We start from the raw sequence: 13,660 nt of genomic DNA, 5'->3' as shown, positions 1-13,660 counted from the left end.
AACAACGGAATTTCTCTGAGAACGTCGCGTCGGCAGCCACCTAAATTAACGGCACAAAAAAAAGCTGGCAAGCGCCAATTGCCTTGCCAGCTCCGCTTTTTAACGGTTTTTGCCGTTAATCACTATTTTGCTGTTACGACCTGCATACCGTATGGCGCATTTTCCAGTGCCAGATTCAGCACCTCTTCAATGCGTTTCACCGGATGAATCTCCAGATCGGCAATCACGTTCTGTGGAATCTCTTCCAGGTCGCGCTTGTTGTCGTCAGGGATAAGCACGGTTTTAATGCCACCACGGTGCGCTGCCAGCAGTTTCTCTTTCAGCCCGCCAATCGGCAGCACCTGACCACGCAGGGTGATCTCACCGGTCATCGCCACATCCGCCCGCACCGGGTTACCGGTCAGACAGGAGACCAGCGCAGTACACATGGCGATACCGGCACTTGGACCATCTTTCGGCGTAGCGCCTTCAGGTACGTGAACGTGAATATCACGTTTTTCGTAGAAGTCACCATTGATGCCCAGCTTCTCGGCACGGGCACGCACCACGGTCAGCGCAGCCTGAATCGACTCCTGCATCACTTCACCCAGAGAACCGGTGTAAGTCAGCTTGCCTTTACCTGGTACGCAGGCGGTTTCGATGGTCAGCAGATCGCCACCCACTTCCGTCCATGCCAGACCCGTTACCTGACCCACACGGTTTTCGCTGTCCGCACGACCGTAGTCGAAGCGCTGAACGCCCAGGAAATCCTTGAGGTTTTCGCCATTGATGGTGATGTGCTTTTTCGTCTTGTCCATCAGCAGCGATTTAACCGCTTTACGGCACAGTTTCGACAGCTCACGCTCAAGGCTACGCACACCGGCTTCACGGGTGTAGTAACGGATAATGCCCACAATCGCGCTGTCTTCAACCGTAATTTCATTGGCTTTCAGGGCGTTGCGCTCAATCTGCTTGGTCAGCAGATGCTGCTTAGCGATGTTCAGTTTTTCATCTTCGGTGTAACCCGACAGACGAATCACTTCCATACGGTCCAGCAGCGGTGCCGGGATGTTCATTGAGTTCGATGTAGCAACGAACATCACATCAGAAAGGTCATAGTCGACTTCCAGATAGTGGTCGTTGAACGCAATGTTCTGCTCAGGATCAAGCACTTCCAGCAGCGCTGAAGCCGGATCGCCGCGCATGTCAGAGGACATTTTGTCGATTTCATCCAGCAGGAACAGTGGGTTTTTAACCCCGACTTTCGCCATTTTCTGGATTAATTTACCCGGCATAGAGCCGATGTAAGTACGACGGTGACCGCGGATTTCAGCTTCATCACGCACGCCACCCAGCGCCATACGCACATATTTGCGTCCGGTCGCTTTGGCGATCGACTGACCGAGAGAGGTTTTACCTACCCCTGGCGGTCCGACCAGGCACAAAATCGGCCCTTTGATTTTGCTGACGCGACTCTGAACTGCAAGATACTCAAGAATACGATCCTTCACGCGCTCCAGCCCGTAATGGTCGGTATCCAGCGTCTCCTGCGCTTTACGCAGATCTTTCTTCACTTTGCTGCGCGCGTTCCACGGAACCTGCACCATCCAGTCGATATAGCCGCGAACCACGGTTGCTTCAGCGGACATCGGGGACATCATCTTCAGCTTCTGCAGCTCAGCTTCCGCTTTCTCGCGCGCTTCTTCCGGCATTTTTGCCGCGTCGATTTTGCGTTTTAACGCTTCGTACTCGTCGGGCGCGTCGTCCATCTCGCCCAGCTCTTTCTGAATCGCCTTCATCTGCTCATTCAGATAGTACTCGCGCTGGCTCTTCTCCATCTGCTTCTTAACACGGTTGCGAATGCGCTTCTCAACCTGCAGCAGATCGATTTCAGATTCCATCATCGCCATCAGATATTCCAGACGTTCGTTGACGTCGGACATCTCCAGCACAGACTGTTTGTCTGCCAGCTTCAGTGGCATATGTGCTGCGACGGTGTCGGCAAGGCGGGCCGCATCGTCAATGTTGTTCAGCGAGGTTAAAACCTCGGGTGGGATCTTCTTGTTGAGTTTTATGTAGCCTTCAAACTGATTGATCGCCGTGCGCACCAGCACTTCCTGCTCGCGCTCTTCGATCTCTGGCGAAACCAGATATTCAGCTTGTGCCACAAAATGGTCACCGTTATCGGCCAGCGTCGTAATGTGGGCGCGCTGTAAACCTTCGACCAGGACTTTGACGGTGCCATCCGGCAGTTTCAGCATTTGTAATACTGATGCAACGGTCCCTACTGAGAAGAGATCGTTAATGCCAGGTTCATCCGTTGAAGCCTCTTTCTGTGCGACCAGCATGATTTTTTTATCATGATCCATTGCGGCTTCAAGGCACCGAATTGATTTTTCCCGGCCAACAAACAACGGAATTACCATGTGCGGATAAACCACCACGTCGCGCAGCGGCAACACGGGGATTTCAATGCGTTCAGAACGCTCAGGATTCATAGAGCTCTCTCTTTGTTTAATGTCCGCCAGGTGATGGGAACCGCATCAGGCAGGTATGCAGTTAAACCCACAGGTATCTGAGTATATGGGGATGATTGTCCGACATTCAACGTCACAGAGGCGAGAAAAGCAAAAGGGGAAACATTTTCCCCTTTTTTATTACGACAAGATGGACGATCTGTTTAATTATTCGCCAGATGCCTGGGCTTCATGCTTACCGTAGATCAACATGGGCTCAGACTGACCTTCAATAACTGATTCATCAATCACTACTTTTTCCACGTCGTCCATGGAAGGCAGGTCATACATCGTTTCCAGTAACGCGCCTTCTACAATTGAACGCAGACCACGTGCACCGGTTTTACGTGACATCGCTTTCTTAGCAATGGCGGTTAACGCCTCGTCACGGAACTCCAGCTCAACGCCTTCCAGGTTAAACAGCGCCTGGTACTGTTTGGTCAGGGCGTTCTTAGGCTCACGCAGAATCTGAATCAGCGCTTCTTCGCTCAGCTCGCTCAGGGTCGCAACAACAGGCAGACGACCGATGAACTCAGGGATCAGACCAAATTTGATCAAATCTTCTGGTTCACACTGCGCAAGCAGTTCGCCTTCGCTGGCTTTCTGCGATTTCCCTTTCACGGTCGCGCCGAAGCCGATACCGGATCCGGTTTCAACACGCTGGGCGATCACTTTGTCCAGGCCGGCAAATGCGCCGCCGCAGATAAACAGAATTTTAGAGGTATCAACCTGCAAAAATTCCTGCTGCGGATGCTTACGTCCACCCTGCGGGGGAACGGCAGCCACGGTGCCTTCAATCAGTTTAAGCAGTGCCTGCTGTACGCCTTCGCCTGACACGTCACGGGTAATCGACGGGTTATCAGACTTACGTGAGATTTTGTCGATTTCATCGATGTAAACGATGCCGCGCTGTGCTTTCTGTACGTCGTAGTCGCATTTCTGCAGCAGTTTCTGGATGATGTTTTCAACATCTTCACCCACGTAACCGGCTTCAGTCAGCGTGGTGGCATCAGCCATGGTAAACGGCACATCCAGCAGGCGTGCCAGCGTTTCTGCCAGCAGCGTTTTACCACTACCGGTCGGGCCAATCAGCAGAATGTTGCTTTTGCCCAGCTCGATACCATTGCTGGTATCGCCGTTGCGCAGACGCTTGTAGTGGTTGTAAACCGCAACCGCCAGCACTTTCTTCGCTCTTTCCTGACCGATGACATAATCATCGAGGTGATGGCGAATTTCATGTGGGGTTGGCAACGCACTACGTTCACGATGCGGGGCAACTTCCTTAATCTCTTCGCGAATGATGTCGTTGCACAGGTCAACACACTCATCGCAGATATACACTGACGGCCCGGCAATCAGCTTTCGCACTTCATGCTGGCTTTTGCCGCAAAAAGAGCAGTACAGCAACTTTCCTGAACCGTCTTTGCGCTTATCTGTCATCAGTTAACCTCTTCTTGTTCTCAGGCCATACCCGCGTACGGCTCAGGCCGTGCGGAGACGGCCGAAATTCATTCAACCCATAATAGTACCGTTGTCCTGTTAACTATAGACCAGGGACAACGGTAAGTCGGGTCTTATTGGCGATGCGTCAGAATTGAATCGACTAATCCATACTCTACCGCTTCATTTGCAGAGAGGAAACGGTCACGCTCGGTGTCACGCTCAATTTCTTCCAGCGTTTTACCGGTGTGCTCAGCCATCAGCTCATTCATACGCTGCTTAACTTTAAGGATTTCGCGCGCATGGATCTCGATGTCTGACGCCTGACCCTGATAACCGCCCAGCGGCTGGTGGATCATCACACGTGAGTTTGGCAGACAGAAACGTTTGCCTTTGGTCCCCGCCGTCAGCAGGAAAGCACCCATAGAACAGGCCTGACCCATACAGATAGTGCTGACATCCGGTTTGATAAATTTCATGGTGTCGTAGATCGACATACCGGCCGTGATGACACCGCCTGGCGAGTTAATGTAGAGATAGATATCTTTTTCCGGGTTTTCAGCTTCCAGAAACAGCATCTGCGCCACAATCAGATTAGCCATGTGGTCTTCGACCTGGCCAGTCAGAAAAATGACGCGCTCTTTAAGCAGACGGGAGTAGATGTCGTAAGAACGCTCACCACGCGAAGTTTGTTCAACCACCATTGGCACCAGCGCATTGTGCGGTGCTGTATATTCACGATCGCCACTGTATGACATTACCGTCTCCTGGATAAATTTCATTGGCAACATTCTGTACCGATTCTACGTAAGACGCGCGGGAAACTCCACGCCGCGCCTTTTTCCGACACCTTCAGGACGGTTAATCAGCCAGCCTCACTCTTATTTCTGCATACTCCCTGTATCTGGGGATGCTGCACGCATGTTTCAAGCATAACAATCTTTTCCCTGTTCGCTAACCCGGAAAAAGCGATGCGTGAATAATTCGCCTGTTTATTAAACAAATAGCGGCGAAGAGTGGCTATCCGGACGCAAAACACAAAAAAGCCCGCGACTTTGCAGTCACGGGCTTAGCACAGACGGTTAAATGCGTGATCAGGCCTGAGCGGTCTGATTCATCAGATCCTGGAAGTTGGTCTCTTTCTCGGTCACTTTAGCTTTCGCCAGGACCGCTTCAACCGCTTGCTCTTCCAGCGCAACGTTGCGCATATTGTTCATCAGCTCATTATTCTTGCTGTAGAACTCGATCACTTCCTGCGGATCTTCATACGCAGAAGCCATCTCTTCGATCATGGTGCTTACGCGCGCTTCGTCAGCTTTCAGCTCGTGGGTACGAATCACTTCGCCCAGCAGCAGACCGACAACAACACGGCGTTTAGCCTGCTCTTCGAACAGTTCGCGTGGCAGTTCCAGCGCCTGCTGTTCGTTGCCACCGAAACGCTGTGCAGCCTGACGACGCAGAACGTCGATTTCGCTGTCAACCAGCGCAGCTGGCACGTCGATTTCGTTCGCTTCAACCAGACCGTCGATTGCCTGAGTTTTGATGCGATTACGGATAGCGCCTTTCAGCTCGCGATCCATGTTCTTACGCACTTCAGTACGCAGACCGGCAACTGAACCATCTTCAACGCCGAAACGTTTGATGAACTCTTCAGTCAGCTCTGGCAGTTCGCGCGTTTCAACTTTCTTCAGCACGATCTCGAACTTCGCATCTTTCCCTTTCAGGTTTTCTGCGTGGTAGTCGTCCGGGAATTTCACGTCGATAGTGAAAGTTTCGCCCGCTTTGTGACCCACAACGCCTTCTTCAAAGCCTGGGATCATGCGGCCCTGGCCCATGGCCAGAACGAAATCAGAGGCTTTGCCGCCTTCGAACTCTTCACCGTCCACAGAACCGTTGAAATCGATAGTGGCACGATCTTCCGGACCTGCTGCAGCGTCGCTTTCGATCCAGTTGGCCTGCTGCTTGCGCAGAGTGTCCAGCATGGTATCAACGTCAGCATCAGTTACTTCAACGACAGGTTTTTCGACTTCGATGTTTTCCAGGCCTTTCAGCTCAACTTCCGGATAGACTTCGAATTCAACCGCGTAGGTGAAATCCTGACCTTCTTTGTATTCGCCTGGCACGTAGTTCGGTGCGCCAGCCGGATTAATTTTTTCTTTGATGATGGCGTCAACAAAGTTGCGCGTCATCAGCTCGCCCAGCACGTCCTGACGGACAGAAGCGCCGTAACGCTGTGCCACGATGTTCATCGGCACTTTGCCTTTACGGAAACCATCGATGCGAACTTTCCTGGCAACGTCAACCAGTTCTTTTTTTACAGCGCTTTCGATGCTGTCAGCAGCGACAGTAATCGTAATGCGACGGCCCAGGCCCTGAGTGGTTTCTACAGAAACTTGCATCTTGTTACCTCAAAAAATCACGTGCTCGGTCAACTTCAGACACCACACATAGTGAAATGCGCCGTATCCAACAACCGGGACGGCTTCCGTGAAGAGAACCTGATCCCTGTTACCAGAAGCGTCCCGAAGACATTCCGGAAAAATAGACGCAGCATTATAGCGGCATCGCTGGAATGAGTCGAGGATGCTAACTCACCACTTTTCAGCAGGTTTGCTGCTTTTTTGAGCCAGGGATCGCGTTTTTCGCTAAATAACAGAAAAAACGGCCCGCAGGCCGTTTCAGAGAAGGGAGATCAGGCGAGTGTTCCGGCACCACGACAGTTAGGCGAAGCCAGTACGGTATCCTGCAACCCTTCCCACTCTTTCAGGGTGTAAGTATGCAGGGCTAAGGCGTGTACGCTGCCCGCTAACTCAGCGGCCAGTTCGCCATAAATCAGGCGATGACGCGCCAGAAAGCGCTGGCCTGCAAAGCAGTCGCTCACGATGACCACTTTGAAGTGACTTTCCGATCCGGCAGGAACATTGTGCCGGTAACTTTCGTCGTGCACTTCCAGATGAGCTGGCTGAAACGCCACACGCAGCTTTTCTTCTATTTGTTCGCGGATCATGGCTATTACTCCTCAATGGCGAGCGCAGTGCCCCATCTCATTCAATCTTAGTCGCTTTTAGTGCGCTTACCCGCAAGCCGACGCTAAATATTGCATTTTATGTCAGGCCGCTTCCGGCACGCATAATAACGCAGCTGAAACGAACAGCAAACCGACCTGTCAGAGAAGAGGCTTAAAACGGTTTCAGACACAATTTCCCCGGCAACAGGGCTTTTTTCACTGCCGGGCAATGCTATGATGACCGCAGTTTTTGCAAACCAACCCCCTGACACCAACGAGAAAAAGTATGTTGAAAAAACTGTTATTCCCACTGTTGGCTGCGTTCATTTTAGCCGGCTGTGCAACCAGCAATAATACCCTGACTATCCAGCCTAAAATTCAGTTACCGCAGCAGGACCCAGGCCTGATGGGCGTGACTGTCAGCATCAACGGTGCCGACCAGCGTAAAGATCAGGCGCTGGCAAAAGTAAACCGTGATGGTCAGTTAGTGACCTTAACGTCATCGCGTGACCTGCGCTTCCTGCTGCAGGAAGTGCTGGAGAAGCAGATGACAGCACGCGGCTATATGATTGGTCCTAATGGCGCGGTCGATCTGCAGATTGTGGTGAACAACCTCTATGCCGACGTCACTCAGGGCAATGTGCGCTACAGCATCACCACCAAAGCGGACATCTCTATTATCGCAACAGCGAAAAACGGCAACAAACAGGTTAAAAACTACCGCCAGACTTACAGCGTAGAAGGCGCGTTCAACGCCAATAACCAGAAGATTACCAACGCGGTGAACGCCACTATGAGCGATGTGATCGCGGATATGGCTCAGGACACCAGCGTCAACGACTTCATCAAGCAGAACGCCCGTTAATTCAGTCTCTCCTCTGCCCTGCCTTGCGCAGGGCTTTTTGTTATCTGCAGGATCCGCATGAACCACTATCTTCGCCTCTTCAGCCAGAAAAACGCCGCCGTATTGCTGCTTCTTGGTTTTGCTTCCGGACTGCCGCTGGCCCTGACATCGGGCACGTTGCAGGCGTGGATGACGGTGGAAAATGTCGACCTGAAAACCATCGGCTTCTTTTCGCTGGTCGGCCAGGCCTATGTCTTTAAGTTTCTCTGGTCACCGATGATGGACCGCTATACGCCGCCGTTTCTGGGCCGGCGTCGCGGCTGGTTACTGGTCAGTCAGCTGGCGCTGGTTGGCGGGATAATCGCGATGGGATTTCTGCAACCGGGACGCGATCTTACCCTGATGGCCGCGCTGGCCGTGCTGATTGCCTTCTGCTCCGCCTCACAGGACATCGTTTTTGACGCATGGAAAACGGACATCCTGCCGCCTGAAGAGCGTGGCAGCGGCGCGGCGATTACCGTGCTGGGGTATCGACTGGCAATGCTGATTTCCGGCGGGCTGGCGTTGTGGCTGGCTGACCGCTACCTCGGCTGGCAGGCAACCTACTGGCTGATGGCGCTGATGATGGTGCCGGGCATTATCGCCACGCTGGTGGCGAGCGAGCCAGATACCCGTATCTCCACACCCCATTCACTGCGTCAGGCGGTGGTCGATCCGCTAAAAGATTTCTTTCAGCGCAACAACGCCTGGCTGCTGATTACCCTGATTATTCTTTACAAGCTGGGCGATGCGTTTGCCGCCTCGCTGACCACCACTTTTTTGATTCGCGGCGTGGGCTTCAACGCCGGTGACGTCGGTCTGGTCAACAAGACGCTGGGTCTGCTGGCGACCATTATCGGCGCGCTCTATGGCGGCGTACTGATGCAGCGTCTGAGCCTGTTCCGGGCGCTAATGATTTTCGGTCTGCTGCAGGCTGTCTCGAACTTTGGTTACTGGCTGCTGGCGGTGACCGATAAACAGTTGTGGAGCATGGCCAGCGCGGTCTTTGTTGAAAATCTCTGTGGCGGCATGGGCACCGCGGCCTTTGTGGCGCTGTTAATGACGCTGTGCAATAAGTCGTTCTCCGCTACCCAGTTCGCCCTGTTGTCGGCGCTCTCAGCGGTGGGTCGGGTCTATGTGGGCCCGGCGGCGGGCTGGCTGGTGGAACTCTGGGGCTGGCCGACCTTTTATGCATTCACGGTGATGGCGGGTCTGCCGGGCCTGGTGCTGCTGGCTTTTTGCCGACAAACATTGAATCAGGTCGAGCAAAGTGGCAATTTTCTGACACGTAGCTACTATCCTCATGGCTATCGCTGGACTAATCGTCTGTTTGCAGCCGGATGCGGCGTGCTGGCGCTCTGGCTGGTGGCTCTGGCACTGAATGCGTTGGGCGTGACGGCGCTGACACCGCTGCTTACCCGGCTGTTTGAGCTGGGTATGACACTCTCCCTGCTGGCGGTGCTTTCGGGAGTGTTGCTGGACTATCGGGCGCTGAAGAGAACCCCTGCGTTGCCTGCATCAGATGCTTAAGTGAAATCGATAGGTTTACGGGCTGCGGCTTATTTTATGACACCCCGATAAGTCGCCGCCATTTATCATCGCGTGTTATTTTTTAAAAATAACAATATGACCTGAGGAGGCGTAGCGGAAATACTAAAAACCGGTGAGCAATTACTTTAGTTAAATTTCATCGCGCAAATGATGCAGACTTGTTAAATATTTGGGAGTTAAAAGTAAGGGTTATTCCTTTCCCTGATTTTTTTACGGTTACTTCCATTGGTTTTTGTTATATTGATGCCAACTGCTTGTCTGCGTTAATTATTTGTCACCTGGCGCAACATCTGTGACACCCTTAGCAAAAGGTGTCAACACGTATCTGACACATCCTTAAGCTGGTTTACACTGCATAAACCTTCCCGTAAAATGCGCGCACACTTAAACGACAATAGAGCCCTTTGTCATTGAGGTCGTTAAATGAGACTCAGTAAATACAATAAAAGTTTGGGGATTTTGTCATTAATTGCAGGCACTTTATTAATGAGTGGCTGCGATAGTGCATTGTTAAATCCCAAAGGACAGATTGCACTGGAGCAACGTTCGCTGATACTGACTGCCTTTGGCCTGATGTTGATCGTCGTCATCCCCGCAGTCCTGATGGCCGTGGTGTTTGCCTGGAAATATCGGGCGTCCAACACGAATGCGAAGTACAGCCCTAACTGGTCACACTCTAACAAAGTGGAAGCCGTGGTCTGGACCATTCCGATCCTGATCATTCTCTTCCTCAGCGTGCTGACCTGGAAATCAACCCACGCACTGGAGCCCAGCAAACCGCTGCAATCTGATGTGAAACCGGTTGAGATCGATGTGGTTGCACTGGACTGGAAATGGTTGTTCATTTACCCGGAACAGGGTATTGCGACCGTGAACCAGATTGCCTTCCCGGCAAATACTCCGGTGAACTTCAAAATCACGTCTAACTCCGTCATGAACTCTTTCTTCATCCCAACGCTCGGCAGCCAGATTTATGCGATGGCTGGTATGCAGACCAAGCTGCATCTGATTGCAAATGAGCCGGGAATTTTCGACGGTATCTCTGCGAACTTCAGTGGTCGTGGTTTCTCTGGCATGAAGTTTAAAGCCATTGCAACCAAAGACGATGCGGAATTCCAGCAGTGGGTGGCTAAAGTTAAAGCAGCCCCTAACACGCTGAACACCATGGATGATTTCGAGAAAGTGGCTGTGCCAAGCGAAAATCACCCGGTGGAATATTTCTCTTCAGCTGATCCGAAACTGTTCATGCAAGTCATCGACAAGTTCAAGATGAGCCACGGGAAAATGGACATGCCAAAACATGAAGGTATGGACATGAGTCACGCCGCTTCCGCGGGAGCCGAGGAATAATACGATGTTCGGAAAATTAACACTTGATGCAGTGCCGTACCATGAGCCGATTATCATGGTTACGGTTGCCGCTATCCTGATAGGTGGTGCAGCGCTGGTTGCTGCGCTCACCTATTTTGGTAAGTGGAAATATCTGTGGTCTGAATGGCTGACGTCAGTCGACCACAAACGCCTGGGTATCATGTACATCATCATGGCGTTCGTCATGCTGATTCGTGGTTTCGCTGATGCCATTATGATGCGTACCCAGCAGGTTATGGCTTCGGCCGGTGAAGCGGGCATTCTGCCACCGCACCACTACGACCAGATCTTTACCGCGCATGGCGTGATTATGATCTTCTTCGTGGCGATGCCGTTCGTGGTTGGCCTGATGAACATCGCGGTTCCGTTGCAGATTGGTGCACGTGACGTTGCGTTCCCGTTCCTGAACAACCTGAGCTTCTGGTTTACTGCGGTCGGTGTGATCCTGGTTAACCTGTCTCTGGGTGTGGGCGAGTTCGCACAGACCGGCTGGCTGGCTTATCCGCCGCTCTCCGGCGCGGAGTACAGTCCCGGGGTCGGGGTCGATTACTGGATCTGGAGCCTTCAGCTTTCAGGTATTGGTACGACCTTAACCGGTATTAACTTCTTCGTGACCATCCTGAAGATGCGTGCACCGGGCATGAGCCTGTTCAAAATGCCGGTATTTACCTGGACCGCGCTGTGCACCAACGTCCTGATCATCGCTGCGTTCCCGGTTCTGACCGTGACCCTGGCGCTGTTGACTCTTGATCGTTATCTCGGCTTCCATTTCTTCACCAATGAAATGGGCGGGAACATGATGATGTACGTCAACCTGATCTGGGTCTGGGGCCATCCGGAAGTGTATATCCTGGTACTGCCGGTGTTTGGTGTGTTCGCAGAAATTACCGCGACCTTCTCCAAAAAACGTCTGTTTGGTTATACCTCACTGGTGTGGGCGACCATCGCCATTACCGTGCTGTCGTTTATCGTCTGGTTGCACCACTTCTTCACCATGGGTGCGGGTGCCAACGTTAACGCCTTCTTCGGTATCATGACGATGATCATCGCGATTCCGACCGGGGTTAAAATCTTTAACTGGCTGTTCACCATGTATCAGGGCCGCATTCAGATGCACTCTGCCATGCTGTGGACCGTTGGCTTCCTGGTAACCTTCTCTGTAGGGGGTATGACCGGCGTACTGCTGGCCGTTCCGGGTGCTGACTTTATTCTGCACAACAGCCTGTTCCTGATTGCACACTTCCATAACGTTATCATCGGTGGTGTGGTGTTCGGTTGTATGGCGGGCGTGACCTACTGGTTCCCGAAAGCATTTGGCTTCACCCTGAACGAAACCTGGGGCAAGCGCGCATTCTGGTTCTGGATCATTGGCTTCTTCGTTGCCTTTATGCCGCTGTACGCACTGGGCTTCATGGGTATGACGCGTCGTCTGAGCCAGGATATCGATCCACAGTTCCACACCTTACTGGTGGTAGCTGCGGGCGGTGCCGGTCTGATTGCGCTGGGTATTCTGTGTCAGCTGACCATGTTCTACGTCTCGGTACGTGACCGCGATCAGAACCGTGATGTGACGGGTGACCCATGGGGCGGTCGTACGCTGGAGTGGGCAACCTCTTCACCACCACCGTTCTATAACTTTGCTGTCATCCCGCATGTGCATGAGCGTGACGCTTTCTGGGAAATGAAAGAGAAAGGCGAAGCGTACAAACAGCCGGAATCTTATGAAGAGATTCATATGCCGAAAAACAGCGGTGCCGCAATTATCATCTGCGCATTTGCAACGGTAATGGGTTTCGCGCTGATCTGGCATATCTGGTGGCTGGCGGGTGTTTCATTCCTCGGCATGATCGTTTCCTGGATCGTGAAGAGCTTCGACGAAGACGTGGATTACTACGTTCCGGTTGCCGAAGTTCAGAAGATTGAGAACCAGCACTTTGACGAAATCAGCAAAGCAGGTCTGAAATAATGTCAACTGAAACTCTGATTAAACATCACCACGACGCCCATGCGGAGCATGGGCATCACGATGCAGGAGCCAATAAAGTCTTTGGCTTCTGGATCTACCTGATGAGTGACTGCATTATCTTCGCAACCCTGTTTGCGACCTATGCTGTCATGGTCAACAACACTGCCGGTGGCCCGGCAGGTAAAGATATCTTTGAGCTGCCGTTTGTTCTGGTAGAAACCGCCCTGCTGCTGTTGAGTTCGATCACTTACGGCATGGCTGTTATCTCCATGAACAAGGAGCAAAAAGGTGCCGTTATCGGCTGGCTGGCGCTGACCTTCCTGTTCGGTCTGGGCTTCATCGGAATGGAAATCTATGAATTCCATCACCTGATTGCTGAAGGCTTTGGTCCGGATCGCAGTGGCTTCCTGTCTGGCTTCTTTACGCTGGTCGGTACCCACGGTCTGCACGTGACCTCAGGTCTGATCTGGATGCTGGTTCTGATGTTCCAGATTTCCAAACGTGGCCTGAACGCGACTAACCGCACTCGTATCATGTGTCTGAGCCTGTTCTGGCACTTCCTGGACGTGGTCTGGATTTGCGTCTTCACCGTTGTTTACCTGATGGGAGCCATGTAATGAGTCATTCTGTTAACGAACATGGCGCTTCACACGGTAGCGTGAAGTCCTACATGATCGGCTTCATCCTCTCTATCATCCTGACGGCGATCCCGTTCTGGATGGTAATGGATGGCAGTGCATCTCACGGTACTATCCTTGGTGTTGTTCTGGTATGTGCGGTGATTCAGGTGCTGGTTCACCTGGTCTACTTCCTGCACTTAGACAGCAAATCTGAGGGTGGCTGGAACATGGTAGCCATTGTCTTCTCGGCCATCATCATCCTGATTGTCGTAGTAGGCTCACTGTGGATCATGTGGAACCTCAACTACAACATGATGCCTCACTAAA

Annotated in this window: 11 protein-coding genes; 6 read left to right on the top strand and 5 right to left on the bottom strand. The window is 52.3% G+C overall.

The features are described 5' to 3' along the window. Positions 1–122: 122 nt before the first annotated feature. The 5 genes from lon to bolA all read right to left on the bottom strand — a co-directional run bounded on the left by lon (position 123) and on the right by bolA (position 6,942). Positions 123–2,477, bottom strand: coding sequence for an endopeptidase La (gene lon / locus HFD95_RS03765; RefSeq protein WP_010255415.1), 2,355 nt, complete (start codon positions 2,475–2,477; stop codon positions 123–125). Between the two features lie 186 nt (positions 2,478–2,663). Then, on the bottom strand, positions 2,664–3,935 hold the full coding sequence (gene clpX, locus HFD95_RS03760) for an ATP-dependent protease ATP-binding subunit ClpX (RefSeq protein ID WP_010671205.1): 1,272 nt from the start codon (positions 3,933–3,935) through the stop codon (positions 2,664–2,666). 134 nt (positions 3,936–4,069) lie between these two features. Continuing rightward, a complete protein-coding gene (clpP, locus tag HFD95_RS03755) occupies positions 4,070–4,693 on the bottom strand; it encodes an ATP-dependent Clp endopeptidase proteolytic subunit ClpP (RefSeq protein ID WP_010255410.1) in 624 nt (207 codons plus the stop codon). Between the two features lie 336 nt (positions 4,694–5,029). Beyond that, a complete protein-coding gene (gene tig / locus HFD95_RS03750) occupies positions 5,030–6,334 on the bottom strand; it encodes a trigger factor (protein ID WP_010255408.1) in 1,305 nt (434 codons plus the stop codon). A gap of 293 nt (positions 6,335–6,627) precedes the next feature. Further along, positions 6,628–6,942, bottom strand: a complete 315-nt coding sequence (gene bolA, locus HFD95_RS03745) for a transcriptional regulator BolA (protein WP_008924895.1) — start codon at positions 6,940–6,942, stop codon at positions 6,628–6,630. A gap of 286 nt (positions 6,943–7,228) precedes the next feature. Between bolA and HFD95_RS03740 the strand changes: the two genes are divergently transcribed. The 6 genes from HFD95_RS03740 (at position 7,229) to HFD95_RS03715 (ending at position 13,659) form a co-directional block, all read left to right on the top strand. Then, positions 7,229–7,807 carry a lipoprotein gene (locus tag HFD95_RS03740; protein ID WP_010255406.1) on the top strand — a complete coding sequence of 193 codons (579 nt, stop codon included), beginning with the start codon at positions 7,229–7,231 and terminating at the stop codon, positions 7,805–7,807. Between the two features lie 57 nt (positions 7,808–7,864). Continuing rightward, entirely contained in the window at positions 7,865–9,355 is a 1,491-nt protein-coding gene (gene ampG / locus HFD95_RS03735; protein WP_010255404.1) for a muropeptide MFS transporter AmpG, read from the top strand. A gap of 444 nt (positions 9,356–9,799) precedes the next feature. Beyond that, positions 9,800–10,726, top strand: a complete 927-nt coding sequence (cyoA, locus tag HFD95_RS03730) for a cytochrome o ubiquinol oxidase subunit II (RefSeq protein WP_010255402.1) — start codon at positions 9,800–9,802, stop codon at positions 10,724–10,726. A 4-nt stretch (positions 10,727–10,730) separates the two neighbouring features. Continuing rightward, positions 10,731–12,713, top strand: a complete 1,983-nt coding sequence (gene cyoB / locus HFD95_RS03725) for a cytochrome o ubiquinol oxidase subunit I (protein ID WP_010255400.1) — start codon at positions 10,731–10,733, stop codon at positions 12,711–12,713. Continuing rightward, positions 12,713–13,330, top strand: coding sequence for a cytochrome o ubiquinol oxidase subunit III (locus HFD95_RS03720; protein ID WP_009091720.1), 618 nt, complete (start codon positions 12,713–12,715; stop codon positions 13,328–13,330). Before cyoB ends, HFD95_RS03720 begins: the two co-directional genes overlap by 1 nt. Then, positions 13,330–13,659 carry a cytochrome o ubiquinol oxidase subunit IV gene (locus HFD95_RS03715; protein ID WP_008924889.1) on the top strand — a complete coding sequence of 110 codons (330 nt, stop codon included), beginning with the start codon at positions 13,330–13,332 and terminating at the stop codon, positions 13,657–13,659. Before HFD95_RS03720 ends, HFD95_RS03715 begins: the two co-directional genes overlap by 1 nt. The last annotated feature ends 1 nt before the right edge of the window (position 13,660 follow it).

This window comes from Pantoea sp. EKM10T (assembly GCF_011800685.1).
In the GTDB taxonomy this organism is placed as follows: Bacteria; Pseudomonadota; Gammaproteobacteria; order Enterobacterales; family Enterobacteriaceae; genus Pantoea; species Pantoea agglomerans.
This window is presented reverse-complemented; position numbering and strand designations above follow the sequence as displayed.